This window comes from Vibrio sp. OPT20, from assembly GCF_963889365.1.
Taxonomy (GTDB): Bacteria; Pseudomonadota; Gammaproteobacteria; order Enterobacterales; family Vibrionaceae; genus Vibrio; species Vibrio splendidus.
This window is the reverse complement of record NZ_CAWPOA010000085.1, coordinates 1-26,556: the sequence shown is the minus strand read 5'-3', so window position 1 is coordinate 26,556 and position 26,556 is coordinate 1. Positions and strand designations below refer to the sequence as shown.

At 43.9% G+C, this 26,556-nt stretch carries 24 protein-coding genes; 17 read left to right on the top strand and 7 right to left on the bottom strand.

Features of this window, described 5'->3' with window-relative positions:
* Positions 1-115: 115 nt before the first annotated feature.
* Positions 116-1,525, bottom strand: a complete 1,410-nt coding sequence (locus AACR09_RS19115; RefSeq protein ID WP_193835562.1) for an amidohydrolase — start codon at positions 1,523-1,525, stop codon at positions 116-118.
* Between the two features lie 248 nt (positions 1,526-1,773).
* On the opposite strand from AACR09_RS19115, the gene rnr reads away from it, so the two are divergent.
* The 5 genes from rnr (at position 1,774) to rplI (ending at position 6,789) form a co-directional block, all read left to right on the top strand.
* Positions 1,774-4,272: a ribonuclease R gene (gene rnr / locus AACR09_RS19110; RefSeq protein ID WP_017078239.1), complete on the top strand. Its 2,499-nt coding sequence runs from the start codon at positions 1,774-1,776 to the stop codon at positions 4,270-4,272.
* A gap of 219 nt (positions 4,273-4,491) precedes the next feature.
* Positions 4,492-5,232: a 23S rRNA (guanosine(2251)-2'-O)-methyltransferase RlmB gene (gene rlmB, locus AACR09_RS19105; protein WP_004735856.1), complete on the top strand. Its 741-nt coding sequence runs from the start codon at positions 4,492-4,494 to the stop codon at positions 5,230-5,232.
* 292 nt (positions 5,233-5,524) lie between these two features.
* The gene (gene rpsF, locus AACR09_RS19100; protein WP_004735855.1) at positions 5,525-5,938 is read left to right on the top strand and encodes a 30S ribosomal protein S6; all 414 of its coding nucleotides are present in this window, start codon (positions 5,525-5,527) and stop codon (positions 5,936-5,938) included.
* 132 nt (positions 5,939-6,070) lie between these two features.
* Positions 6,071-6,298, top strand: a complete 228-nt coding sequence (gene rpsR / locus AACR09_RS19095) for a 30S ribosomal protein S18 (RefSeq protein ID WP_000090472.1) — start codon at positions 6,071-6,073, stop codon at positions 6,296-6,298.
* Between the two features lie 38 nt (positions 6,299-6,336).
* Positions 6,337-6,789, top strand: coding sequence for a 50S ribosomal protein L9 (gene rplI, locus AACR09_RS19090; protein WP_004735854.1), 453 nt, complete (start codon positions 6,337-6,339; stop codon positions 6,787-6,789).
* A gap of 254 nt (positions 6,790-7,043) precedes the next feature.
* On the opposite strand, the gene AACR09_RS19085 is transcribed toward rplI, so the two are convergent.
* On the bottom strand, positions 7,044-7,943 hold the full coding sequence (locus AACR09_RS19085) for a DUF481 domain-containing protein (protein WP_029222163.1): 900 nt from the start codon (positions 7,941-7,943) through the stop codon (positions 7,044-7,046).
* 176 nt (positions 7,944-8,119) lie between these two features.
* Here AACR09_RS19085 and AACR09_RS19080 point away from each other — a divergent pair, with 176 nt between their 5' ends.
* The 3 genes from AACR09_RS19080 to AACR09_RS19070 are packed head-to-tail and all read left to right on the top strand — an operon-like array spanning position 8,120 to position 11,832.
* Entirely contained in the window at positions 8,120-9,511 is a 1,392-nt protein-coding gene (locus AACR09_RS19080; protein WP_004735852.1) for a replicative DNA helicase, read from the top strand.
* A gap of 6 nt (positions 9,512-9,517) precedes the next feature.
* On the top strand, positions 9,518-10,603 hold the full coding sequence (gene alr, locus AACR09_RS19075; RefSeq protein WP_017080826.1) for an alanine racemase: 1,086 nt from the start codon (positions 9,518-9,520) through the stop codon (positions 10,601-10,603).
* Positions 10,604-10,626: 23 nt separating this feature from the next.
* Positions 10,627-11,832 (top strand): BamA/TamA family outer membrane protein, encoded by a 1,206-nt coding sequence (locus AACR09_RS19070; RefSeq protein ID WP_193835571.1) that lies wholly within the window; start codon positions 10,627-10,629, stop codon positions 11,830-11,832.
* Between the two features lie 116 nt (positions 11,833-11,948).
* Here AACR09_RS19070 and AACR09_RS19065 read toward each other — a convergent pair whose 3' ends face one another.
* Entirely contained in the window at positions 11,949-12,368 is a 420-nt protein-coding gene (locus AACR09_RS19065) for a secondary thiamine-phosphate synthase enzyme YjbQ (RefSeq protein WP_102538009.1), read from the bottom strand.
* 326 nt (positions 12,369-12,694) lie between these two features.
* Here AACR09_RS19065 and pgi point away from each other — a divergent pair, with 326 nt between their 5' ends.
* Positions 12,695-14,347 (top strand): glucose-6-phosphate isomerase, encoded by a 1,653-nt coding sequence (gene pgi / locus AACR09_RS19060; protein WP_004735848.1) that lies wholly within the window; start codon positions 12,695-12,697, stop codon positions 14,345-14,347.
* Positions 14,348-14,485: 138 nt separating this feature from the next.
* On the opposite strand, the gene AACR09_RS19055 is transcribed toward pgi, so the two are convergent.
* Together AACR09_RS19055 and zur are read right to left on the bottom strand one after the other, a co-directional pair.
* Positions 14,486-14,947, bottom strand: a complete 462-nt coding sequence (locus tag AACR09_RS19055) for a chemotaxis protein CheX (protein ID WP_004735847.1) — start codon at positions 14,945-14,947, stop codon at positions 14,486-14,488.
* 17 nt (positions 14,948-14,964) lie between these two features.
* Positions 14,965-15,423 carry a zinc uptake transcriptional repressor Zur gene (gene zur / locus AACR09_RS19050; RefSeq protein WP_017078243.1) on the bottom strand — a complete coding sequence of 153 codons (459 nt, stop codon included), beginning with the start codon at positions 15,421-15,423 and terminating at the stop codon, positions 14,965-14,967.
* A 247-nt stretch (positions 15,424-15,670) separates the two neighbouring features.
* Between zur and AACR09_RS19045 the strand changes: the two genes are divergently transcribed.
* Entirely contained in the window at positions 15,671-15,850 is a 180-nt protein-coding gene (locus AACR09_RS19045; RefSeq protein ID WP_193835561.1) for a hypothetical protein, read from the top strand.
* 155 nt (positions 15,851-16,005) lie between these two features.
* On the opposite strand, the gene AACR09_RS19040 is transcribed toward AACR09_RS19045, so the two are convergent.
* On the bottom strand, positions 16,006-17,364 hold the full coding sequence (locus AACR09_RS19040; RefSeq protein WP_193835560.1) for a KAP family P-loop NTPase fold protein: 1,359 nt from the start codon (positions 17,362-17,364) through the stop codon (positions 16,006-16,008).
* Between the two features lie 91 nt (positions 17,365-17,455).
* Positions 17,456-18,547: a site-specific integrase gene (locus AACR09_RS19035; protein ID WP_193835559.1), complete on the bottom strand. Its 1,092-nt coding sequence runs from the start codon at positions 18,545-18,547 to the stop codon at positions 17,456-17,458.
* Between the two features lie 104 nt (positions 18,548-18,651).
* On the opposite strand from AACR09_RS19035, the gene dusA reads away from it, so the two are divergent.
* The 7 genes from dusA to AACR09_RS19000 all read left to right on the top strand — a co-directional run bounded on the left by dusA (position 18,652) and on the right by AACR09_RS19000 (position 25,879).
* Positions 18,652-19,656, top strand: a complete 1,005-nt coding sequence (gene dusA, locus AACR09_RS19030; RefSeq protein WP_193835558.1) for a tRNA dihydrouridine(20/20a) synthase DusA — start codon at positions 18,652-18,654, stop codon at positions 19,654-19,656.
* A gap of 289 nt (positions 19,657-19,945) precedes the next feature.
* The gene (gene pspG / locus AACR09_RS19025) at positions 19,946-20,167 is read left to right on the top strand and encodes an envelope stress response protein PspG (protein ID WP_010434219.1); all 222 of its coding nucleotides are present in this window, start codon (positions 19,946-19,948) and stop codon (positions 20,165-20,167) included.
* Between the two features lie 135 nt (positions 20,168-20,302).
* Positions 20,303-20,971, top strand: a complete 669-nt coding sequence (locus AACR09_RS19020) for a TIGR04219 family outer membrane beta-barrel protein (protein WP_029406239.1) — start codon at positions 20,303-20,305, stop codon at positions 20,969-20,971.
* A gap of 192 nt (positions 20,972-21,163) precedes the next feature.
* Positions 21,164-21,394, top strand: coding sequence for a hypothetical protein (locus AACR09_RS19015; RefSeq protein ID WP_004735813.1), 231 nt, complete (start codon positions 21,164-21,166; stop codon positions 21,392-21,394).
* Between the two features lie 123 nt (positions 21,395-21,517).
* Positions 21,518-23,383, top strand: a complete 1,866-nt coding sequence (locus AACR09_RS19010) for an assimilatory sulfite reductase (NADPH) flavoprotein subunit (RefSeq protein ID WP_193835557.1) — start codon at positions 21,518-21,520, stop codon at positions 23,381-23,383.
* Positions 23,383-25,110: an assimilatory sulfite reductase (NADPH) hemoprotein subunit gene (gene cysI / locus AACR09_RS19005; protein WP_017093961.1), complete on the top strand. Its 1,728-nt coding sequence runs from the start codon at positions 23,383-23,385 to the stop codon at positions 25,108-25,110. Before AACR09_RS19010 ends, cysI begins: the two co-directional genes overlap by 1 nt.
* A complete protein-coding gene (locus tag AACR09_RS19000; protein ID WP_017080080.1) occupies positions 25,103-25,879 on the top strand; it encodes a phosphoadenylyl-sulfate reductase in 777 nt (258 codons plus the stop codon). Before cysI ends, AACR09_RS19000 begins: the two co-directional genes overlap by 8 nt.
* Positions 25,880-26,556 lie beyond the last annotated feature (677 nt).

The window sequence follows — 26,556 nt, the reverse complement described above, 5'->3', positions numbered from 1 at the left end:
CGATATAAAAAGGCCTCGTAGGTAAACACCTATGAGGCCTTTTTTGATCTGAACTGCTTTTTTGTTTAACCGCTTTTTAGAGTTAACAGAAAGCGCAGTGAGTCAGTCTTAGTCGTTATTGAACAACTTCACCAGATTCAATCACCGTCTTACGAACGACTTTAGTGAAATCGAGTGCTTCTTGGCGAATCTTATCTTCATCGACCGTTAGCATGTCGCGGTCTTGCATGATGATCTTACCGTCAACGATGGTGTGGCGAACGTTACCAGAATTAGCTGAGTAAACTAATGCCGAGTATGGGTTGTAGACCGGAACCATGTTTGGCGCTTTCGTATCGATCACTATGATGTCGGCGAGTTTACCGGCCTCAAGAGAACCGATCTTATCTTCCATGTGTAGCGCTTTTGCTGCGCCCATTGTTGCCATGTCGATCACTTTGATCGGCGGCATTGCGGCACGATCTTTATTAACCAGCTTGTGAACTTTAGCGACTTGGTTGAATTCATCAATGGTGCTCAGTGTGTTACCAGACATTGGGCCATCAGTACCTAAACCAATACGAACATTTTCGTCATACATCTTAAGTGCAGGAGATACGCCTTTTGCTGACTTGATGTTGGCACTCATGTTGTGAGCCACACCCATATCCGATTTTTTCACCAGCTCGATATCATGATCGTCAACAAGGATCATGTGTGCACCCACCAAGTTTTTGTTGAGTGCGCCAATGCTGTCCATGTATTGAACCGGTGATAGCCCATCTGAACGCTCGGCGATTTTCTCTTCTTCACGGTGTGATTCTGCTAGGTGAATCATTACTGGTACATCGAGCTCTAGAGAGAGCTTAGAGATCTTCTGCAGTATCTCTGCGGTGTTGGTGTAAGGCGCGTGTGGTGCAAACGCGGGTGTGATACGCGGGTGGTCTTTGTATTCTTCAATGAAATTCAGCGCGTATTGGATGCCTTCTTCCGCGTTGGCAGCGTCCGCTACTGGGAACTTAATAACGGTTTCACCAAGAATGGCACGCATACCGATCTTATCGACAGTTTTCGCAACTTCATCTTCAAAGTAGTACATGTCGGCGTAAGTCGTGACACCGCCTTTCACCATTTCAACGTTACCGAGATTAGCTCCAATGCGTACCATGTCTCGCGATACCAGTTTCTTCTCTAGAGGGAAGATATAGCGGTGAAGACGGTCAGGCACATCATCGGCCAACGAACGGAAAACCGTCATCGATACATGAGTATGAGTATTGATGAGGCCCGGCATGACGATATCGCCATCCACGTCTAACACTTGTTTCGCTTGGTACTGCTTCTCTAGTGAAGCATCACCAACGGCAATGATTTTGTTGTCTTTTACGACAACAGTACCGCTCTCATAAACCGTTTTGTCTTGGTTCATGGTTAGAACCATTGCATCGGTAATCATCAGGTCAGCTTTTTCCATTGCTGAACTCGCAAATGGAAATAGAGCGAGGCTTGCCATTGCTGAAGCCAATAGGGTGCGTTTTAGTTTCATATCAATACTCAGAACAGGAGTTGGTAAAGTGTCGGGATAATAGTGTATTTCATTCATGGCGCAAACGTTTGTTTTATCGTTTGCTTGAAATTTTGATGATAGTCCGCCTCTATGAAGCGATGTTTCACAAAGTGAAGATATGTATCAATCTTAGGTTATTTTAGGCTTTTCCAAAGCATATCTGTAGCTTACCCCTAGCATCAGATATACTAGGGGTATATACATTCCTTGCTTAAGCAGGCCCGCCTATGTCAAAAAACACACCAATGTCAGAAAACACGACAGCGACAACCACTGTTGATCCTTTTGCCGACCGAGAGTCGAAAAATTACGAAAACCCAGTACCAAGCCGAGAGTTCATTATTTCGTTTCTAACAGACGCGAATATCCCAATGAACCGTAACGATCTATTCGAAGCTTTGGGTTTGGCTGGAGAGGAACAATATGAAGGGCTGCGTCGTCGTTTACGTGCAATGGAACGTGATGGACAGCTTATCTTTACCCGTCGTCAGTGCTACGCATTGCCTGAGAAGATGGAATTGATTAAAGGCTATGTGATTGGTCATAAAGACGGTCATGGTTGGGTTCGCCCAGACGGCAGTGTGGGTAAAGACAATGATATCGTGTTGCCGCATCACCAGATGAAAACCATCATGCACGGTGATTACGTACTGGCTCAGCCTACTGACAACAGTAAACGTGGTCGTCGTGAAGGTCGTTTGGTTCGTGTTCTTGAAGAGCGAAAAACGCCACTTGTTGGTCGCTTCTTCCTAGAATATGGCCATTCTTACGTGGTTGCTGATGATTCTCGTATTAGTCACGACATCCAGATCCCAACTGAGCATAAAGGCGGTGCTCGAATGGGTAATGTGGTTGTGATTGAAATTACGGATCGTGGTGGTCGTTCTCGTAACATGATGGGTAAAGTGACCGAAGTTCTTGGTGAAAACATGGCTCCGGGTATGGAAACGCAGATCGCGATCCGTACTCACCAGATCCCACAAGAGTGGCCTGAAGCGGTAGATAAGCAAATCGTAAACCTCGGTGAGCATGTTCCTGAAGAAGCAAAAGAAGGACGTGTTGATCTACGCAAACTGCCATTGGTTACCATTGATGGTGAAGATGCGCGTGACTTCGATGATGCGGTTTACTGTGAAGCGAAGAAAGGCGGAGGCTGGCGCCTGTGGGTAGCGATTGCTGACGTAAGTTACTACGTTCGCCCAGATACCGCGCTAGACAAAGAAGCGATTAACCGTGGTAACTCGGTATACTTCCCGTCACAAGTTGTGCCAATGCTGCCAGAAGTCCTTTCTAATGGCTTATGTTCATTGAACCCTCAAGTCGACCGTTTATGTATGGTGTGTGAGATGACTATCTCAGACAAAGGTAAACTGTCGGGTTACAAGCACTACGAAGCGGTAATGAACTCTCATGCCCGTCTGACTTACAACAAAGTTGGCGCTATCTTAGATGGCAATGAAGAACTTCGTGAGCGTTACGAGCCTGAAGTACCACATCTTGAAGAGCTTCATAAGATGTACAAGGTACTTAAGAAAACGCGTGATGAACGTGGTGCGATTGAGTTTGAAACGGTAGAAACTAAGTTTATCTTCAATGCGGATCGTAAGATTGACCGTATTGAACCCGTCATCCGTAACGATGCACACAAGATCATCGAAGAGTGTATGATTCTTGCGAATATCGCATCGGCGTCTTACGTAGAAAAAGCGAAAGAACCTGCACTGTACCGTGTTCACGATACTCCGGGAGAAGAGCGCTTAACTGGCTTTAAGAGCTTCCTTAGTGAGCTAGGTTTAACGCTGGAAGGTGGCCTGTCGCCATCACCAGTAGACTATGCACAACTGATGCAACAGATTAATGAGCGTGAAGATCGTGAGTTAATCCAAACCATGCTACTGCGCTCGATGAAGCAAGCGGTATACAACGCGGACAACGCAGGTCACTTTGGTTTAGCTCTTAAACGCTACGCTCACTTTACCTCGCCAATTCGTCGTTACCCAGATTTGCTATTGCACCGCGCGATTAAGTACCTTATTGCGAAAGAAGAAGGCCGTCAGAGTGAGCGTTGGACGCCAACGGGTGGTTACCACTACACTTTCGATGATATGGACTTCTACGGCGAGCAGTGTTCAATGACTGAGCGTCGTGCTGATGATGCTACGCGTGAAGTGAACGACTGGCTGAAGTGTGAGTACATGCAAGACCATGTCGGCGAAGTGATGGATGGCGTAATTGCTAACGTGACTGGCTTCGGTTTCTTTGTTCGTCTCACTGAACTGCACATTGATGGCTTGGTACATATCTCAGCGCTAGCGAATGATTACTACCAATTTGATGCTGTTGGTCAGCGTTTAGTCGGTGAAAGCTCAGGTAACATCTACCGCTTAGGTGATTCGGTTAAAGTGAAGGTTTCTGCGGTTAATCTAGAAACTCGCCAAATCGACTTTGATTTAGAAGACACCGATCGTCAGCCTCGTGGTAAAGGTAAAACAGCCAAGAAGCGTGCAGCTGAAGCGATGAAAAAGGCGAAAAGCAAGAAGCGTTCAGCGGTGAAGAGTAATAAGCCGGGTGTACCTGCGACGCCTTTAGTTGAACCGACTAAGCGACCAGACGGTAGCTCTGAAAGTTCAGCTAAGAAGAAGTCAGCGAATAAAACCGGTGCTGCGAAGGCGCGAGCTAAGAAAAAGCGTACCGCAAGTCGTAAGCCAAAGGCTGATAAGTCTTAAATTTATAAGTCTTAAGCTTAATAAGGCGCTTTGCTAGTTAGGTTTAGTACAGCGCTAGTTTAATGTGACATGACTTTAACGCGAGATGACTTTAACGCGAAAAGACTTTAATGCGAGAGTATCAGGCGCAAGACGCATACTCTCGAAATAAACAACACAGGGGTGGGTGCATCGGGTTTGATGTCATTCATCTCTGAGCAATAAGAGTAACCAGAGACAATGAGTAACGAATTTATTTACGGTATTCACGCGGTGAAAGCCGTACTAGAAAAAGATCCAGCGCGCTTTATTGAAGCGTACGTGCTTAAAGGTCGTCAAGACGATCGTCTTCTTCCATTACTGAATCAACTGCAGCAATTTGGTGTGTCGATTCAACAAATGGGCCGTAAGCCGCTTGATGAAAAAGCCCAGGGTGCAAATCACCAAGGTCTTATTGCTAAGGTGAAGCCTGCTAAGCAGCTTAATGAAACTCACCTAGACGATATCCTAGCGCAGCACGAACAGCCTCTGCTGTTGGTTCTAGATGGTGTAACAGACCCTCATAACTTAGGTGCTTGTCTACGTAACGCGGATGCTGCGGGTGTGGCGGCTGTTATCGTACCTAAAGATCGCTCTTCGCCGCTAACGGCAACCGTAAGTAAGGTTGCTTGTGGCGCAGCTGAAACCGTTCCTCTAGTACGCGTAACCAACCTAGCTCGTACAATGCGTGCACTGCAAGAGCAGGGTGTATGGTTCGTGGGTACCGCAGGTGAAGCAACGCATGATATCTATCAAGCGAAGCTAACGGGTCCTCTTGCCGTTGTGATGGGCGCAGAAGGTGACGGCATGCGTCGTCTAACGCGTGAAACGTGTGATGACCTTATTAAGATCCCAATGTCAGGCAGCGTGTCGAGCCTAAACGTTTCGGTAGCATCAGGCATCTGTCTGTTCGAAGCGGTACGTCAGCGCCTAGCTCAATAGCGTTAAGCTGAGTCAAAAGGCAAAACGACTCTAAGTCTATGAATTTATTAACGCTCACCACTTGCTGGTGGGCGTTTCTTTTTAGGGCGTAGAGTGACAAATTGACAGAATCACAGATGGCTAGATGGCGAAAGAAAAACTGTTTCATTATTAGCCAAATACCGCTTGCCAATACCGGGTTCTTTCTATAATATTTGCCGTCCTTAAAACTCGGTCATTTTTCTTTAGTTCCTTGCTTCCCTTGGACGACCGAGCCTTTCGTGGAAGCTAATAATCCGTAAGGAGCAACCAAATGCGTCATTATGAAATCGTATTCATGGTTCACCCTGATCAAAGCGAGCAAGTTGCTGGCATGATCGAGCGTTACACTGGTTCAATCACTGAAGCTGGCGGTACTATCCACCGTCTAGAAGACTGGGGCCGCCGTCAAATGGCTTACCCAATCAACAAACTTCACAAAGCTCACTACGTTCTTATGAACGTTGAAGCTGGCCAAGAAGTGATGGACGAGCTAGAAACTGCTTTCCGTTTTAACGATGCAGTTCTACGTAACATGATCATGCGCACTAAAGGCGCTGTGACTGAGCAATCTATCATGCTTAAGCAAAAAGAAGAGCGTGCAGAGCGTGCTCCTCGTCGTGATGACCGTGAAGAACGTGCACCACGTCGTGAAGAAGAAGCTAAGCCAGAAGCTGCTGCTGAGTAATTCTTTTTTGGCCTTTTAGGTCATTAAATTTTATTCAACTCGTTTAGGTATTTTCACTACAAGCATTTGCTTACGCTTATTTATAAGCCTGTGTTAATACCGCATTATTAAATTTAGATCAGGAGATAGCCCATGGCTCGTTTCTTCCGTCGTCGTAAATTCTGCCGTTTTACTGCAGAAGGCGTACAAGAGATTGACTACAAAGACGTAGCAACTCTAAAAAACTACATCACTGAAGCTGGTAAAATTGTACCTAGCCGTATCACTGGTACAAGTGCTAAATACCAACGTCAGCTAGCTCGCGCTATCAAGCGTTCTCGTTACCTAGCTCTACTACCGTACACTGACAAGCATCAGTAATCGGTAATAGTTAACAATAGTTTAAGAGGACTAAGATAATGCAAGTTATTCTACTTGATAAAATCGGTAACCTAGGTGGCCTTGGCGACCAAGTAAACGTTAAATCTGGTTACGCTCGTAACTTCCTTATCCCACAGGGTAAAGTAGTTATGGCAACTAAAGACAACGTTGCTATGTTCGAAACTCGCCGTGCTGAACTAGAAGCTAAAGTTGCTGAGCAACTAGCTGCTGCAGAAGCTCGCGCAGAGACAGTTAACACTCTAGAAGGCGTTACAATCGCTTCTAAAGCTGGTGACGAAGGCAAACTATTCGGTTCTATCGGTACTCGTGACATCGCAGATGCTATTACAGCAGCTGGTGTTGCAGTAGTTAAGAGCGAAGTACGCCTACCTGAAGGCGCTCTACGTAACATCGGCGAATTCGAAGTAAGCATCCAACTTCACTCTGAAGTTTTTGCTACTGCGAAAATCGCTATCGTTGCAGCTGAGTAATTTCAGTACCAAGACGAATTCTTTCTTTTGAAAGTTTTAAACACCAGCTTCGGCTGGTGTTTTTTTATGTCTGAAATATAGGAAAACATAGCGAAGGGGTTATGGTAAGTAAAAAGCTTGCAGTGATCCAAAAGCTGTTATTGCTGAACAGGCTGTTCTCAAGGTTAGAAGTGGCCTTAAGATTAGAACTGCTCTTGAGACTAGAATTGGTCTTGAGACTAGAACTGCTCTTGAGATTAGAACTGCTCTTGAGATTAGAACTGAAAGAGCAGGTTAATCGACAGCACAGAGTCTTCTTTGCTTAATCCGTGAGGCACTTTATCGTGGTATTGACGAGAGTGAGCAATCTTCAGTGCGATATTGTCAGTAATATCGTTGATCGCTTCTAATTCAGTATCAAATTTCAGGTTACTGTGGCCAGATACTAACGTCACATCAGCCTTGAGCTGCAAATTCTTCAACACCTGCCATGATGTATTCACATTGCCACGGAAAATCGCCTCTTCAACAATCTCTGGGAAGATGATGTCATCGTCGTCCAATTCATCGAGATTAGGTTCTTGGTAACGAAAACCCGGTCCGACTTCGACTTCCAACACAAACTCTTCAGTGTTCGAGAACTGATAACCCAAACCACTAGAGATTGTGTAGTCTTTAAAGTAAGCACTGTATCGTGAATCGACACCTTTAAAGCTGCCGTAGAGGTAGGTTTTAGGGCTTAACTTGTAGTCACTCTGAGCCGAGTAAGTCGATTGCCTTTTATCTTCTTCACCGTCTTTGTAGAGGTTGTAGTATTTCCATTCGCCACTGGTTCTATGACGGCCAGCCGTATACTCACCGTTTAGGCGGGCATTTAGCGATCGTGAATCAGAATTACCAGTATGCGACTGATACCCAAATTCGACTTCCGTCTTGAGTGGGTTCGGCAGTTCTGTGTCACTCGTATCACTTGGTGCGATATCCATATCTTTTTCAGGTGTCGGTGCAACGACGATCGGCTCAACAGTAGGTTCTGAAACTACTATAGAGTCGAGGATTGCATCGACAGAGGCTTTAGCATCATCATCAGCTAAGGCCAACGGAGAGCTCAGAAGGCTGGTGCTTAGAAGACCAGAGCTTAGAAGACCAGTGCTCAGAGCCAATAATTTGGACACGCATACCTCTAGTTATACAGTGAGTGAATGGCAGGATCGTAATGCTACCCTTGGTTAATTCCGTCAGCAATAGGTAAATTCTTCCTGAAGAATAAAACAAACGCTTAGGAACGGATTACAAATGAGTGTTCTTGGGTATAATGAACGATCATTATTAGTTATTGAGTGTAGTCATAGTGGATACCAAAAGTCAGAAATCAGCCAACGATCAGGTGGACGCCATCAAAGTCCCACCACATTCATTAGAAGCTGAGCAATCTGTTATTGGCGGTTTGTTATTGGATAACGAACGCTGGGATACAGTTGCTGAAAAGGTTGTGGCCAAAGACTTTTATAGCCGTCCTCACCGTCTGATCTTTGAAGCGGTAAAGGATATCCTTGAAGAAAGTTCTCCTCTGGACCTGATTACACTCTCTGAACATTTAGAGCTTCGTGAGCAGCTAGAAGACGTAGGTGGCTTTGCTTACCTTGCTGACTTAGCCAAAAACACCCCCAGTGCCGCTAACATTAATGCGTATGCAGATATCGTGGCACAGCGAGCACTGGTTCGTAGCTTGATCGGTGTGGCGAATGAGATCGCCGATTCTGGTTATGACCCTCAAGGTCGTACATCGGAAGAGCTGGTTGATCTTGCTGAAAGTAAAGTCTTCGCGATTGCAGAAGGCCGAGCAAGTGAAAACGAAGGCCCACAAAACGTTGATAGCATTCTCGAGAAGACGCTAGAACGTATCGAAATCTTATATAAATCGCCACAAGATGGTGTTACCGGTGTCGACACTGGCTTTAACGACCTCAATAAGAAGACAGCAGGCCTACAGGGTTCTGACTTAATCATTGTTGCTGCGCGTCCATCGATGGGTAAAACCACCTTTGCGATGAACTTGTGTGAAAACGCGGCGATGAAGCAAGATAAGCCGGTGTTAATCTTCTCTCTTGAGATGCCAGCCGAACAGCTGATGATGCGTATGCTTGCGTCACTTTCTCGTGTCGACCAAACCAAGATTCGTACCGGTCAACTGGACGATGAAGATTGGGCTCGTATTTCGTCGAGTATGGGTATTCTGATGGATAAGAAGAATATGTATATCGATGACAGCTCGGGCTTAACACCAACAGAGGTGCGTTCGCGTGCTCGACGTATTGCTCGTGAGCATGATGGTATCTCTATGATCATGATAGATTACCTTCAATTAATGCGCGTTCCTTCATTATCAGATAACCGTACTCTTGAAATTGCCGAGATTTCTCGCTCATTGAAAGCGTTGGCGAAAGAACTGAACGTTCCGGTTGTCGCACTTTCTCAGCTTAACCGTTCCCTAGAGCAACGTGCTGATAAACGCCCAGTTAACTCGGACTTGCGTGAATCAGGTTCTATCGAGCAAGATGCCGATTTGATCATGTTTATCTATCGTGATGAGGTTTATAACCCTGATAGTTCACTGAAAGGCATCGCAGAGATCATCCTTGGTAAGCAACGTAACGGTCCTATCGGTTCGGTTCGTTTGACATTCCAAGGTCAACACTCCCGATTTGATAACTATGCAGGCCCTGCATTTGATGATGAGTAATCGCTAATGACTTACATGAAAGCAGCGACGGCAAGCATTGACTTAAACGCGCTCGAACATAACTTGAACCAGATAAAGTCGAAGGCTCCACAGTGTAAAGTTATGTCGGTTGTGAAAGCGAATGGCTACGGGCACGGCTTACTGCATATCGCCAAGCACTCTAAAAACTCAGATGCTTTTGGTGTGGCGCGTATTGAAGAAGCCTTACAACTCCGTGCTGGTGGTATTGTTAAACCCATTTTGTTGCTGGAAGGTTTTTACTCTTCGGGTGATTTACCCATCCTGGTGACCAATAACATTCAAACCGTGGTGCATTGTGAAGAGCAATTAAGCGCGCTAGAGAATGCAGATTTGGAAACACCTGTCGTGGTATGGCTTAAAGTCGACAGTGGCATGCACCGATTAGGTGTTCGCCCTGAGCAATACCAAAACTTTGTTGAGCGTTTGCATCAATGTGCGAATGTTGCCAAACCTCTACGTTACATGAGCCACTTCGGTTGTGCTGATGAACTTGATAGAGCAACCACCGTTGAACAGACTGAGCTTTTCTTGTCTCTCACTGACGGTTGTGAAGGTGAGCGTTCACTTGCTGCCTCTGCGGGTCTATTGGCTTGGCCTAACAGCCACCTTGATTGGGTTCGTCCGGGAATCATATCTTACGGTGTTTCGCCTTTTGCTGATAAATCAGCACAAGAGCTTGGCTTTAAGCCTGTGATGACTCTGACCTCACATCTGATTGCGGTTCGTGATGTTAAAGCGGGTGAAAGCGTTGGCTATGGCGCTAACTGGACCAGTGAACGTGATACTAAGGTTGGCGTGATCGCGATTGGTTACGGTGATGGTTATCCACGCATGGCTCCTAACGGCACTCCAGTGTTCGTTAATGGACGAAAAGTACCGATCGCAGGACGTGTGTCAATGGACATGCTAACGGTCGACCTTGGCCCTGATGCTGCAGATAAAGTCGGTGATGAAGCGACATTATGGGGTAAAGATTTACCTTCAGAAGAAGTAGCAGAGCATATCGGCACTATCGCGTACGAGTTAGTCACTAAGCTGACTTCGCGTGTTGCGATGGAGTATGTGAAGTAGCTATGGATCTTGTAAACTAAATGATGTTCAAGCGAACTACTCGACAATGGCTAACGTCAGCTATGGCATTGCTCGGTGTCAGTTTTTCTTCTTCTGTCTTGAGCGAAGAAAAAGATTCAGCCTTTGTTCCTTTCTATTTTAGTACTGAAACATTGGGCAATACCTTTGGGGTTGCGGGTGTCGCAAAGGGTGTTTGGCAACCTCAAGCCGCTCTGTTTGGTATGGCGCTTTATTCAGACAAAGACAGTTACGTCGGTTTTCTATCGGCCTTTAACTACGCTTTGTCTGAGAATGTTTTATTCAGTACTCAGATGTACCAAGCGCGCTTCAACGACAATCCTTATTACATTGGCTCTCAAGGCGACAACGATTCATCTATTGATGATAAAACCATTGCCGATGGCTTAGAGCAAAACTATCAGTTTGAATTCAAGTATTTGCTACCTTGGGGCAATGTTGCAGAACATGGCTTGTTAGGGGCTTTTCAGCCAATCAAAGATGTGAGTTTTGCTTCGCCCGTCGAGTCGGGTGTCAGCTCGATTATCTTCACGCCTTTTTATACTGCTCGTGAGCTAGAAGGTTTAAATAATACTGAAGAGGCGACAGGCTTTAGTCTGGCATTGGATTGGGATAACCGTGATAGCACACGTAACCCAACCACGGGCTCTCATACTAACCTTGAATTCACGACCGGCGCAGAAAGCTGGTCTAACGATGATTTATGGTTGAAGTGGACGTTCCAAAACAGTCAGTACTTCGCATTAGGCCCTTTAGGGGACCTGTTCGACCAACAAGTCGTGGCACTCGATTTCTATACTGCTGATACACCAACCTGGGATAACTGCTCTGGGCAAGATTGTGCTCGTCCACCGGAAACTGAACAAGCTCGATTGGGTGGTTTATATCGCTTACGAGGCTATACCGGAGGTCGCTACCACGGACGTTCTGCGGTTCATTACTCTGCTGAGTACCGAGTGATTCCTGACTGGCAACCTTTGGGTGATATCCCACTGATTAATTACTACGATTTGCCTTGGTGGCAATGGGTCGCGTTTGCCGAAGTCGGGCGCGTTGCGGATGAGTACGATATAAAAACACTGCACTCGGATATGAAATGGAGCCTAGGCGGCGCGGTTCGTTTCCAAGTAGAGGGTATTGTTGTTCGTGCTGAGTTAGCTCGAGGTGGTGATGAAGGGACCTTTAGGGTCATGATAAACCAGCCTTTCTAATCTGGTTTACTAACTCGAATATCTCATGTTTTTAAAGGGTGGAACATAACTGTGTCACCCTTTTTTGTTTTCTATCATTATGTTTTTAATAATATTTTATAGCTGGCTACTTAAGGTTATTCACCTTGAATGGTCGCAATAACCGTACGGCTTCCACCACAATCTCGGTGTTCTCCTAAGTAAATGCCCTGCCATGTTCCTAAAGCTAAACGACCATTGCTAATTGGTATTGTCACACTGGTGCCAAGTGTCGATGCTTTAATGTGGGCAGGCATGTCATCATCGCCTTCATAGGTGTGTCTGTAGTAGGGTGCTCGCTCAGGTACAAACTTATTAAAGTGTGATTCCATATCGTCACGGACGGTAGGGTCAGCGTTCTCGTTTAGCGTGAGGCTGGCAGAGGTATGTTGGATAAAAAGATGTAATAAACCAACAGATAGAGAATTGATATCGTGTATCTGTTGTTCAATTTCATCAGTAATGAGATGAAATCCACGCTTTCGTGCATTTAGGTGTATAGTCTTCTGAATCCACATACGCCATCCTTTATAATGTATTTGGAAAAAAAGTGGTTTAACGCTATCTTTTGAACTTGAATTTATCAGGTATCGCTCACATTTAATTATGTTAGAGCTAGAGTCTGTACCGATTCTTGTATCAGGAAATCGAATCCTGATTTATCTCAAGGTACAGCTCTTCATATGCGGCATAATACGTCGTGAAAAAAAATTACAAAGAATCTTTCAGTGGTGACGCGGTTTGGTCATCACAGAAAAATATAAACTTTCGCCTAATCGGGGGTTCTATTCATCACCCAGGTGACGTTTAGAATAAAACCTACAGTAACATCGGGATAGATACCATGTTGAAAAATATCAACCCAACGCAAACACAAGCGTGGAAAGCTCTAACTGCACATTTTGAGTCTGCTCAAGATATGGATATGAAAGAGCTGTTTGCTCAAGATGCAAAGCGTTTCGAGAGCTTTTCTACTCGTTTCGGTTCTGACATCTTAGTGGATTACTCTAAGAACCTTATCGATGCTGAAACGATGCAGCACCTATTTGCTCTTGCGAACGAGACTGAAGTGAAGTCTGCAATCGAAGCAATGTTCGGCGGTGATGCAATCAACAAGACTGAAGGTCGTTCAGTACTTCACACTGCTCTACGTAACCGTAGCGACAACCCAGTAATGGTTGATGGCAAAGACGTAATGCCAGCAGTGAACGCAGTACTAGCGAAAATGGAACTGTTCACGCACCGCATCGTTTCTGGTGAGTGGAAAGGTTACACAGGTAAAGAGATCACTGATGTAGTTAACATCGGTATCGGCGGTTCGGACCTTGGTCCATACATGGTGACTGAAGCACTTACGCCATACAAAACTCGCCTGAACATGCATTTCGTTTCTAACGTAGATGGCACTCACATTGTTGAGACACTTAAGCCTCTTAACCCAGAAACAACGTTGTTCCTAGTGGCATCTAAGACATTTACTACTCAAGAAACAATGACGAATGCACACTCTGCTCGTGATTGGTTCCTGGCTGAAGCGGGTGATGACGCACACGTAGCTAAGCACTTCGCAGCGCTATCAACTAACGCAACTTCAGTTGCTGAGTTTGGTATTGATACTGACAACATGTTCGAATTCTGGGACTGGGTTGGTGGTCGTTACTCACTATGGTCTGCAATCGGCCTTTCTATCTCTCTTTCTATCGGCTTCGATAACTTCGCTGAGCTATTAGATGGCGCACACGAGATGGATAACCACTTTGCTTCAACTGAGTTTGAAAGCAATATTCCAGTGATTCTTGCTCTTATTGGTGTTTGGTACAACAACTTCCATGGCGCTGAGTCAGAAGCGATTCTACCTTACGATCAGTACATGCACCGTTTTGCTGCTTACTTCCAGCAAGGTAACATGGAATCAAACGGTAAGTTTGTTGACCGTGAAGGCAACCCAGTAGAATACCAAACAGGTCCTATCATCTGGGGTGAACCTGGTACTAACGGCCAACACGCTTTCTACCAACTGATTCACCAAGGCACTAAGCTGATCCCATCAGACTTTATTGCCCCTGCTATCAGCCACAACCCAGCATCTGATCACCACCAGAAGCTAATGTCTAACTTCTTTGCTCAAACTGAAGCACTAGCATTCGGTAAGACAAAAGAGACAGTGGAAGCTGAATTCCTAGCGGCTGGCAAAACAGCTGAAGAAGTGGCTGAGCTTGTACCTTTCAAAGTATTTGAAGGTAACCGTCCAACGAACTCTATTCTTGTTAAGCAAATCAACCCTCGCTCTTTAGGTAACCTAATCGCGATGTACGAGCACAAGATCTTTGTTCAAGGCGTTATCTGGAACATCTTCAGCTTCGACCAATGGGGTGTAGAACTTGGTAAGCAACTAGCAAACCAAATTCTTCCAGAGCTTGCTGATGATGCTCAAGTAACATCTCACGACAGCTCAACTAACGGTCTAATCAACGCATTTAAAGCGCTTAAAGCTTAAGACTGTTTAAGTAACACCAAGTAATAACTGTAAACGCCAACCTTTCGGTTGGCGTTTTTTATGTCCGTTGATTTTACGGCAATAAAAAAGGCTGACGTATGTACGTCAGCCTTTCATTTTTTATTTACTCGATTGTCTCTATTCGAAACAGATCTCGATGAAGGCGTTACCCCACTGAGATGTGAAAGGCATGATGATAATAGCACCTTCACACTTATGACGAATGGTGTGGCCTTTGCCTGAAACGACGATTGGCGTTGCCATGTCGAAATCAAAGCCGCTTTCTGCAAGAATACGTTTTGCACCACCAGTCACCATATTAGTGATTTCACCCACCATATCGGTCACTTCTTCGTTCAAGCCATTTGGTCGTTCACCCAGCATGTTTTCCATGATTTCTAGGGCAAGACCTTCATCAAAAGTGATCGACATTGAGCCACGAGATTGTGTGCCAACCATACCAATTAGGCCGGATACATCACCACGAGCGATCTCATCTTTCTTAACTCTTGGTTTTTGTGGCTTCAATTCAAGAGAAGCCATCGTTTTTAGTACATTCATCAAAGAAGCTAAAAACGGGTTTACAAATTCAGCGCGCATAATGTTCTTCTATAATCTTATTCTTTCATTTCGGAGGAGCAAGATTGGCAAATGCCATGCGATTCAATGACATGATTGGTCAATTGAAAGCCATGCTTCTCAGCGTTACTAGCGAGTAGAGTGACAAGCGCATCGTCTTGTAATTCTATCACAGTGCCACATTTATCGCAGATCAGTAGTTGGGAGAAATGTTTGTTTGCATTGCAAGAACAGCAGCATATAAAGCTATTGGTTGATTCAACTCGGTGAATGAAACCTTGTTCCAACAAGAAATCCAAAGCGCGATATACTGTCGGAGGCTTGGCTTGTGGTTCACTGACTTTCAATTGCTCTAACAATTCATAAGCACTAGAGGCTTTTTTATTAGAGAAAATGAGCTCAAACACTCGCTTTCTCTGAGGTGTTAATCTAACGCCTCGAGATGCGCATATCCCTTCAACTTGCTCTATTAATGTGTGGTCCAAATTTTTCACCATTCAATCGGACATCCCTATTCAAACCCTATTTCTAGGTTACTACGTTTTGGGAGCCAATGATTTCTATTAAAGTCAGGTACAGAGCGTATTGTGACCCACGACTTTGAATAAGACAAGGTAACTCAAAATGACAGTGTGACTCAAGGCATAACTGATTAATGAGGCTGAATTAGAGATCTGGTGAATATGTTTATAAAAAAATGTGCAATAAGGTGCTTTTAATAAAAAGCTCTCAATAGACATTAGCTTGTCATCGACTAGGAAAGGTTTAGCGTTACTGGGTGCGGGAGCGGCTTTGGTCGCGGGTCACCCTGAGCTTATCACCGCAAGCGTATCGGCAGATGGTGTTCAATTCGGTGGCATTATTGGCGCAAGTGCTCCAATAGTATTTGGCCTATGGGAAACCCTACGGAATGAGTTCAAGTAATTATGGTTGAGATTTTACAGTACTTAACTTCGATGGGGTTGCCGCCATCCATGATCGTTATTATTGGAATGTTTTGGCGGCATAACAGTCGACTGATTCGACTTGAGACTAAAACGTTTAGTTAGGAAGAAGGGCTCATAGAGAGCCCTCAATAATTAGGCTTTGTAAAGATGTATGCTGTCTATAATGGATGCCAGAATTTCTATGGTTTTATCTGGTTTATCCCACCCTCGCCCAAACATCCTATTAAACAAATGCTCCCACCTTGTCTCATCCTCTCCGTCAATTGTGAAGGATTCTTTAGATGAACATTCTTGAGCTATAAGAGCTGTAAATATTTCATAGTGCTCAGGTGATTCCCATTGGTTTTCACTGAGCTCGGGGATTGCAGTTAAGCCATAAAGGGTGCCTATTTCTTCAGCAGTGACACTTCTTGAATGTATTTTTCGAGCAACTTGTGGAGTTATAACTGAGAATAAAATTCCCGTAATGTGTAGCATCGAGTAACCAAAGATTTTATTTTCAGAAAGGTAATCAGGGGTGACGATGTTTAGAACTTCAATATGTCGTACAAGGGTTTCAACTTCTCTGAGTGATAAGCTATGTACTGAGATTGCTCTTGTGACTAGATTTGTGAACTGTTCGCTGTATTGTCCTCTAAGGCATGTGTCACCAAGAGTTAAACTAGACTTAATCAAATTTTTGTAATGAACAGAAGATACTTTATTTGTATCAATTGCGTAGTTTGTTTTTTGAGTTGTAGGTAGTGCTATTTTATAGTTTATGAACTTGTCTAGATATTTTGAAGCGTCGACACCATTGCCATAGCAGTGTTCTATTGACGCTTCTAACTGCTTTGAGTTGGTAACTAAGACAAACTTAACGTTAGGAACATTAAATGTATGTTTGATCACTTCTAAAAGTTTGATGGCATAGCTAGGTTTACACCTATCGAGTTCATCAATAAATATTGTAATTGGTTTTTCTGAAGATAACTTCTTTAGCACTTGTTGTAACGCGGCTAAGCTTTCTTCTGCCTCGATGTGACTCTTTAAGATACTCTCAACAGAAGCATCTATTGCTGCGTCTGTTGCTTGGGCGACCTCTTTTTCGAATCCTTCTGCAATGTCAGCTGCATCTGTTTTTAATAAGTGTCCAACTCCAGCTTTTAGGGAAGTTTTTAACCCAAAACGGATTGCAGGTAGGATTTTGTTTATGGTCTTTTGTCTCTTACCATCTTTCTCCGGTACGAGTTTAAGTACCTCAGCAAGAATGGTTAATAAAGGCTCATCAGCATGATCTGATTTATAAGCATCTATGTAGATTATTGAGCTCGAATCTTTTTCTTTGTAAAGGTTTATCAATTTGCAGCAAAATTCAGTTTTGCCAGTCCCCCATCCACCATCAATAATTAGTGGTGAAATACTAATGTCGCTTTCTAGTAAGTTGATGATATTTATAGCGATAGATTGTCGATTGAATTCATCTCGATTGTTGAAATGTATGTCGAACATTAACTTAATCCATAATTAAGAGAGGCCGAATTAGCCGTGAATAATTGGTTATGACGGTATCATCAAGTGTGTTTAATTGTATTGATACTTGTCACCTATCTGAATTGATGGTTTCGACTTGTTTATTGTGCAATTTGTGTGGGAACAACTGGGTATATACCTGCCACAAAATGTTTAGGTTCCTATGCCCTGTCACTTGAGCTACCTCTTCAATTGAATACCCTTTTTCAAACAAACGGCTTGCACCTTCTCTTCGTAAATCGTGGTACCGCAAATCCTCAATACCCAATTCGTTTCTCACTCGCTGAAAGCCTGCGCTAACACTTCGTGAGTTGTACGGGAAAATAAGCTCACCTTTGTTTGGTTGTTTTAGTGCGATCTCAAATGACTCGCCAAGCAACGGCACAATCATGTGGTTACCTTCTTTCTTCCTTGGGTCTTTTCTATCTCTAACCAGTATCGTCTTATGTTCTTGGTTGAGGTCTTCCCAACGCAGCTTGCAGACTTCACCAATTCTCATACAAGTAATAATGCTGAACTCAAGAATATCGGTGAATGGGATTCGAGTTGTGCCGTTTGGCCGGAAAGATTCACGTTGCTCTAATCCAAGCTTTAAGAGTTTCAGTTCTTCAGAAGTTGGGCGGCGTGTTCGTTTCTGACTCTTACCGACTAACCCCATATCAACCAGAACGGGCACGGCTTCATCAAATATCTGGTGATTGGTGTCGATGTTGAAGACAGGTTTAGACTTTTTCATTACAGAACGTAGGTAAGCAATATCATGATAAATAGTTGCGGGTTTGGCTCCTGCGCCTCTTCTATTTTTACAGTGCTCGATTAAGTCGCTAGTTCGCAGTTGATTACTCTCAACATTGGCGATGTCGCAATCCCTAAGCATTTTAATAACGTAGCGTTTTGTTCGGCCTGTATTGTCCCAGAGATCTCGTTCTGCCATGAACAAATCGAGGAGTACCGAAAGGGGGACTGTTTTTGGCTGATTGAGTACCCCTTGAGCTTCTAGTTCAGCTACCCTTTTTTTACCGAAAGATTTAGCGAGTGCTTTCTTTTTTAGAGTTTTGCTTTCCCTGTGTATAATGCGCGAATTCTTTTTAACGATGATTGTTACCTTGAACCTTGGTTCACCGCTTTTTAGCTTTCTGGTCTCGATGGTATAACTTGCCATTGTCCAACTCCTAAAGGGGTACTTGAGGGGTACTACAGGAAGTAATTCCGTTTAATTCTAGGTAATTAACTGTATGTTTGTACAGTATTAATTGAGACTGAATCATGACAAACACTAATAAAGCCAGTAAATACGCTAGTAACCGACTTTCTGTTGCACCCATGTTGGATTGGACTGACCGCCACTGTCGTTACTTTCACCGTTTGCTTTCTCAGCAGACGCTTCTGTACACGGAAATGATAACAACGGGTGCGATCTTACATGGTAAGGGCGACTTTCTAGAATATAACGAGCAAGAACATCCTCTTGCACTTCAACTCGGTGGTTCAAACCCGGTTGATTTGGCGGCGTGTGCCAAGCTTGCTGGTGAGCGTGGCTATGATGAAATCAACCTTAATGTCGGTTGCCCTTCCGACCGAGTTCAGAATGGTCGCTTTGGTGCTTGCCTAATGGCTGAGCCTGAGCTGGTGGCAGATTGTGTGTCGGCGATGAAAGAAGTCACTGATATTCCAATTACCGTGAAAACGCGTATTGGTATCGACGACCAAGACTCTTATGAGTTCTTAACTAAGTTTGTTTCGACGGTTTCTGAAAAAGGCGGCTGTGAGCAATTTACTATTCATGCGCGTAAAGCATGGTTGAGTGGTCTTAGCCCGAAAGAGAACCGAGAGATTCCACCGCTAGATTACGATCGTGCATACCAAATCAAGAAAGATTTCTCTGATCTTGTGATTGCCGTGAATGGTGGCGTTACTACTCTTGAGCAAACTAAAGAGCACTTGCAACACCTTGATGGTGTGATGATCGGTCGTGAGGCTTACCATAGCCCATTTATCTTGGCTGAAGTTGATCAGCAGATCTTTGGTTTAGACACGCCAATCAAGAAGCGCTCACAAGTGGTTGAAGAAATGTACCCGTACATTGAGCGTGAGCTTTCAAATGGTGCAAGCTTAGGACACATCTCTCGTCATATGCTTGGTTTGTTCCAAAGTATGCCGGGTGCAAGACAATGGCGTCGCTACATCAGTGAAAACGCACATAAGAAAGGTGCAGGTATCGAAGTGATGCAAACGGCATTGGCTAAGATCCCTAAAGAGCTAAACGTATAACCTCCCTCGAGGTGAAAAGTTCGAGCTTAAAAGCCCAAGCTAAAAACTTAAGCTTAAAAACCAAGCTTATAAACCTAAGCTTAAAAACCTAAGCTTAAAAACCTAAGGCTAAATTCGCCACTAGAGGCTAAATTTGCCATTGATAGTTTCTTTAAAAGCCACGCATTTAGATGCGTGGCTTTTTATTTGCCTGATAAGTAAGGGTTTTATTGGTTTTACTAACTTGGTATGGAAGCTGCAATGTTAGAAAGTAGGAAAGATAGGTCATTAACTCATTAGGGAGACCATTATGTTTGAATTAATCTTTGTTCTTATTTTCGTCGCAACTCTACTTGTCACTGGTATCACGTTTATGACGGTATTGGCTGCAACCGGAATCGCGTTAGCAGTTATGCTGGTCTTGGGTATGATGGGGGTTGTGTTTAAGTTGCTGCCTTGGTTAATTGTGATTGCATTGGGTATCTGGTTTTTCAAAAACTTTGTACACAGTTCTAACCAAAGACGTTACTAAGGTCATGGTGTCGTCAAATCTTTGATCGTCAGCGGTTTATCGTTTGAGAATTTAAGATGTGTGATAGAATTTTCCCCAATAATCTATGAATGTGCATACAATTAGCACAACGATATGGAATTGGAGCTATCTCAAATGAATAAAATGCCATTAATTGCTTTAGTGGGAATGCTATCTTTAAGCTCGGCAGTGTCTGCTGAAGAAGAGTTTTCTTACACGGCTAAAGTCGGTGCCGATATGTGGTGGGGAAGTACAAAGCTAAACGAAGTTAGACAAGATGATGATTCTAACTCACCTTCGTTGTATTTCGCATTTGAGCATAATGCCCCGATGCTACCAAACGCTAGCTTTCGCTATACTTCTGTTGATGCAGATTCATTGGCCTTCGATAAGTACGACTACACCTTCTATTACACGTTGTTAGATCACAAGCTGATGAACTTCGATGCGGGTGTGACGTTTACTCAGTATTCAAACTCGAATTACATCGAACCGAAAACGGGTGGCGCTCAAACAAGCTTTGATGAATTCACTTGGAGCTTCTACGGCAACGCAGAGATCAACGTTCCTGACACCAATTTCGATATCATCGGTACGATGGAGTTCGGTGATAGCAGTGGTATTAAGAGCACGGATTTGATGGCAGGTGTTCAGTACCGAATTCCTGTAGCAGAAACTGAAGTGGCACTGCGTGGTGGTTACCGCGTGATCGACCTTGATTCGGAAGAGTTCTTCTCTTCAGAGGTTGGCAAAGAGTTTGTCATGGTTGATGGCTGGTTTGCTGGCGCTGAAGTGCGCTTCTAGGCCACATAAAGCAAATTTAGAACGAATTTTAAGAACGCCACTTTATTAAGTGGCGTTTTTTTATATCTATTGGTTATATCCTTCTGGAATTAGTTAGCACATTCATCACTTTCGACCATCCTTTATACAGAGAGCTAATTAGCGTCTATTCTTATAAGGTCTATGTTGTGAGGTCAAAGCAAGGGATGGAATATGACACTCAATGAATTACGAAATTTATATAGAGAAAACCTGTTAGTTGAAGCGATCATAGAGCCCTCAATTCAAGAAGGGTCTTGGGTTGTGGAGTTTCGCCATATGGGAGGTGGCTTTGTTCTGCTTACTGATGTTCATGGTGAAGAGTGCCATTACGCGGATTTAGACCTAGCATCTAAGTCGGCAATGGCGGTTGGCTTTCAGCAAGTGCGTATTGAAAACCAGTAAGTCAATTTGCGTTTCAATCGGTTTTTACTTCCAAAAAGTTATAAAACATACTTTTCTATTCTTTCTTGTTATTAAGAGGAGTGGTTAATCTATCGTCACGCAATGATTAGGGATGTCGTGACCATGTCTTTAAATAAGAAAGAGTCTTCACAAAATAATAATGCACAGTCTGGGGCTAATGAGCTACCTGGGCTAGCAGCACCACTTAATGACCAACAATTGGGTCATCTGCAACACACTGTTTCTGAGTTATCTTCACAACAACTGGCATGGGTCAGTGGTTACCTTTGGGGAGTGAGCCAAGCTCAGCCTGTCGGTGCAGCTGCGCCAATCGCTCAAGCGGCTGCTGCAGTAGCGGCTAAGCCAGCGGGTAAGCTCAGCATTATCTTCGCATCTCAAACAGGTAATGCTAAAGGCGTCGCTGAATCGCTTGAGGCAGAAGCTAAAGCCTTAGGTATTGCTGTCGAGCTTTTCGATGCAAGTGATTATAAAGGTAAGAACCTAGCCAAAGAGACACACGTCATTTTTGTGGCTTCAACTAATGGTGAGGGCGAAGCCCCTGATAACGCTATTGAGTTGCATGAATTCCTACAATCGAAGAAAGCGCCAAAATTATCAAACCTACAATACGGTGTGATTGGTTTAGGTGACTCAAGCTATGAGTTCTTCTGCCAAACGGCTAAAGACTTCGATAGCTTCCTCGCTAAGCTTGGTGCTAAATCGTTTGTCGACCGTCTTGATTGTGATGTTGATTACGAAGAATCAGCAACGGAATGGCGCGCTAAAGCATTAGAGCAAGTAAAAGAGACGCTATCGACAGGTACTGAAGCCGATGTGGTTCAATTACCAGTAGGTCAAGCGGCTGCCGGTCATTCGCAATACACTAAACAAAATCCATATACCGCGACATTATTGACGAGCCAAAAGATCACCGGTCGTGATTCGGGCAAAGATGTTCGTCATATCGAGATTGATCTTGATGAGTCGGGTATTACTTACCAACCGGGTGATGCGCTAGGCGTATGGTTTGAAAACAGTTCAGAACTCGCTAATCAGATCCTTTCTAAGGTTGGGTTGTCTGGTATCGAAAGTGTTGATGTCGATGGTGACAACTTATCTATCCACAGCGCACTCGTCAGTAACTTCGAGATTACATCTTCAAATCCTCAACTTGTGACTAAGTTTGCTGAGCTTTCGGGCAGCAAGAAGTTAATCAAGCTGGTGGAAGATAAAGACAAGCTTCGTGAATACGCGGGTAATACTCAAGTTGTCGATGTTTTAGCTGAGAAGAAAACTAAGCTATCGGCTGATGAATTGATTGGTCTACTGCGTAAGCTGACGCCGCGTCTCTATTCTATTGCATCAAGCCAAGCAGAAGTAGATGAAGAAGTTCACTTGACGGTTGGTTTGGTTGAATACCAAAAAGGCGATGAATCTCGTTTAGGCGGAGCTTCTAGCTTCTTAGCTCAACGTCTTGAAGAAGGTGGTGAAGTGAAGGTGTTTGTTGAGAACAACAATAACTTCAAACTACCACAAGACGACAATACACCAATCATCATGGTTGGCCCGGGTACTGGTATCGCACCGTTCCGCAGTTTTGTTCAAGAGCGTGAAAACAATGATGCCGAAGGTAAAAGCTGGCTGTTCTTTGGTGATCGAACTTTCACTCAAGATTTCTTATATCAAGTTGAATGGCAGAAGTACCTTAAGTCTGGTGCGCTAACCAAGCTTGATGTTGCCTTTAGTCGTGACCAAAAAGAAAAGGTTTATGTTCAAGATCGCTTAATCGAACAAGCAGCTCAGGTTTGGCAATGGCTTCAAGAGGGCGCGTACCTCTATGTATGTGGCGATGCGACTCGAATGGCGAAAGATGTTCATGAAGCGTTAGTTACAATTGCGGAAAAACATGGCAATCAGAGCCGCGAGCAAGCTGAACAATATATTAATGATTTACGTAAAGCGAAACGTTACCAAAGGGATGTGTACTAATGAGCAAGCAAGTAATAGAGCAAGAAGTGCTAGGTCAAGTACTGGGACCTTTGGCTGACAATGAACGTCTTAAGCGTGAAAGTAAAAATCTTCGCGGTACGATTGAACAAGATCTCCAAGATAGAATTACGGGCGGTTTTACTGCTGATAACTTTCAGTTGATCCGCTTCCACGGTATGTATCAACAAGACGACCGTGATATTCGTAACGAACGTACCAAGCAAAAGTTAGAACCTTTACATAATGTCATGCTGCGTGCTCGTATGCCTGGCGGGATCATCACTCCGAAGCAGTGGCTCGCGATTGATAAATTCGCAGATGAAAGCACCTCTTATGGTTCTATCCGTCTCACAACTCGTCAAACTTTCCAGTTTCACGGTGTGTTGAAGCCGAACATTAAATTAATGCACCAAACACTAAACAGTATTGGTATTGATTCCATTGCAACGGCGGGTGACGTAAACCGAAATGTTTTGTGTACCACAAACCCGGTTGAGTCTGAGCTCCATCAAGAAGCCTACGAGTGGGCGAAAAAGATCAGTGAACATCTATTACCTAAGACTCGTGCTTATGCAGAAATCTGGTTAGATGGTGAAAAGCTAGCAACAACGGATGAAGAACCTATCTTAGGTAGCAACTACTTACCACGTAAGTTCAAGACGACGGTTGTAATTCCTCCGCAAAATGACGTAGATGTTCATGCTAACGATCTTAACTTCATCGCGATTGCTAAAGACGGAAAGCTGGTGGGCTTTAACGTATTAGTGGGCGGTGGTCTTGCAATGACGCACGGCGATACTTCTACTTATGCACGTAAAGCTGACGACTTTGGTTTTGTGCCATTAGATAAAACGTTAGATGTAGCAGCGGCGGTGGTAACGACTCAGCGTGATTGGGGTAACCGTTCGAACCGTAAGAACGCAAAAACCAAATACACACTAGACCGTGTTGGTATTGATGTATTTAAAGCAGAAGTAGAAAAACGTGCAGGCGTTGAGTTTTCTGAAAGCCGTCCTTATGAGTTTACTGGCCGTGGCGACCGTATCGGTTGGGCGGAAGGCATTGATGGTAAGCACCACTTAGCGTTATTCATCGAAAATGGTCGTTTACTTGATTTCCCTGGGAAAGCGCTGAAAACAGGTGTTGCTGAAATAGCGAAGGTCCACAAAGGTGACTTCCGAATGACAGCGAACCAAAACCTCATTGTTGCAGGTGTACCTAAGAGCCAAAAGGCAAAAATTGAAAAACTGGCACGTCAATACGGTCTGATGGATGATGCCGTTTCCGAGCAGCGTAAAAACTCAATGGCTTGTGTGGCATTCCCAACATGTCCTTTAGCAATGGCAGAAGCTGAGCGTTTTCTTCCTGAGTTTGTAACGGATGTTGAAGACATTCTGAAGAAACACGGATTACCAGAAGAAGATAACATCATCCTTCGTATCACGGGTTGTCCAAACGGTTGTGGTCGTGCAATGTTGGCTGAGTTGGGTTTAGTCGGTAAGGCGCCGGGGCGTTACAACATGCACTTAGGTGGCAACAAAGCCGGAACTCGTATCCCGAAGATGTATAAAGAGAACATCACTTCAGCTCAGATCTTAGAAGAGATTGATTCGCTGGTGGGACGTTGGGCTACGGAACGTAACGACAATGAAGGGTTCGGTGATTTTACAATCCGAGCTGGCATCATCGAAGAGGTGATCATTTCAAAGAGGGATCTGCATGCATAATTCTGTCGCTTCAAAACTGAAGTTAGCAGAGCTACTCGCATTGACTAAGACGGAGCAAATACTTCGTCTTGGACAAATCAATGCTGAGTTAGAGCAGCTAACCGCATTAGAAAGAGTTAAGTGGGCACTAGAACATTTAGAAGGGACACATGTTGTGTCTTCTAGTTTCGGAATCCAAGCGGCGTTGATGCTGCACTTAGTGACTCAAGCAAAACCAGATATTCCGGTTATTCTTACGGACACTGGGTATCTATTCCCGGAAACGTATCGATTTATCGATGAGTTAAGTCAGAAGTTGACTCTAAACCTTCAAGTCTTTCGTTCTCAGCAGAGCCCTAATTGGCAAGAAGCGCAATATGGCAAACTTTGGGATCAAGGTATAGAAGGGATAGAGAAGTACAACAAGCTTAATAAAGTTGAACCGATGAGAAGAGCGCTGGATGAACTAGAGGCAGGCACTTGGTTTTCTGGGTTGAGAAGAGAGCAATCTCAATCGCGTGCAAACTTACCTATCTTATCTATCCAAAATGGTGTGTTTAAGTTCTTGCCAGTAATTGATTGGACAAATAAAGATGTTCATTATTACTTAGAGGAGCATGGTCTCAGTTACCATCCACTTCGCGAGCAGGGGTACCTTTCTGTTGGAGATACTCATACGACTAAGAAATGGGAACCGGGTATGACTGAAGAAGAAACTCGTTTTAATGGTCTAAAACGAGAATGTGGTCTCCATGAAGACGATGGAGAGCAATATGGCTCTGGGATTTAGACTCATTGCCATTTAAAAAGCTGCCATAAGGCAGCTTTTTTGTTTTCTAGGGTGAAAATTAGAGCAATTGTGGATAAGTCTGTGGTTATTCTGTAGGTACTTTGTAGTTAAACTTGCACAAATAAGGCTTTGAGTGTTTATTCGTCATCTAACCGTTATTTTTACATTTTTCTTTAATAAACACTTGCCAATGTGAGGAACATCTCTATAATGCCGCCTCACTGACACGGTAGACGCCACAAGGCTTCAGCGAAGAATGTTAGTAAGGCAACTAGCTTTAAGCGATTATTCGCTTCTACTTTTTAAAAGTAGAAATTAATTTTCAAAAGTGTTTGACACTGAGAATTAAAACGCTAGAATGGCCGCCTCTTCCGAAGTGATGTAAGTCACAACGAAGAGAAGCTCTTTAACAATTTAAACCTATCAATCTGTGTGGGCACTCGTTGATGAATATCAAAACGTTTTATCTTCCCTTTTAATTAAGAGAAGTGAAACAGATTCCTCGGAATCAACTTTGGTTTCAATGAACTGAGTGACCAATACGAATAACTACTTTCTCTTGTAGAAAGAAAGTATTTGGCACAGTCAATTCATTATCTTTCTGTTGGAAAGATAATAGCTTTAGAATTACTTTTTGTAGTTTTGAAGTCAGTATTCATTGAGCCGACAAAATCTTA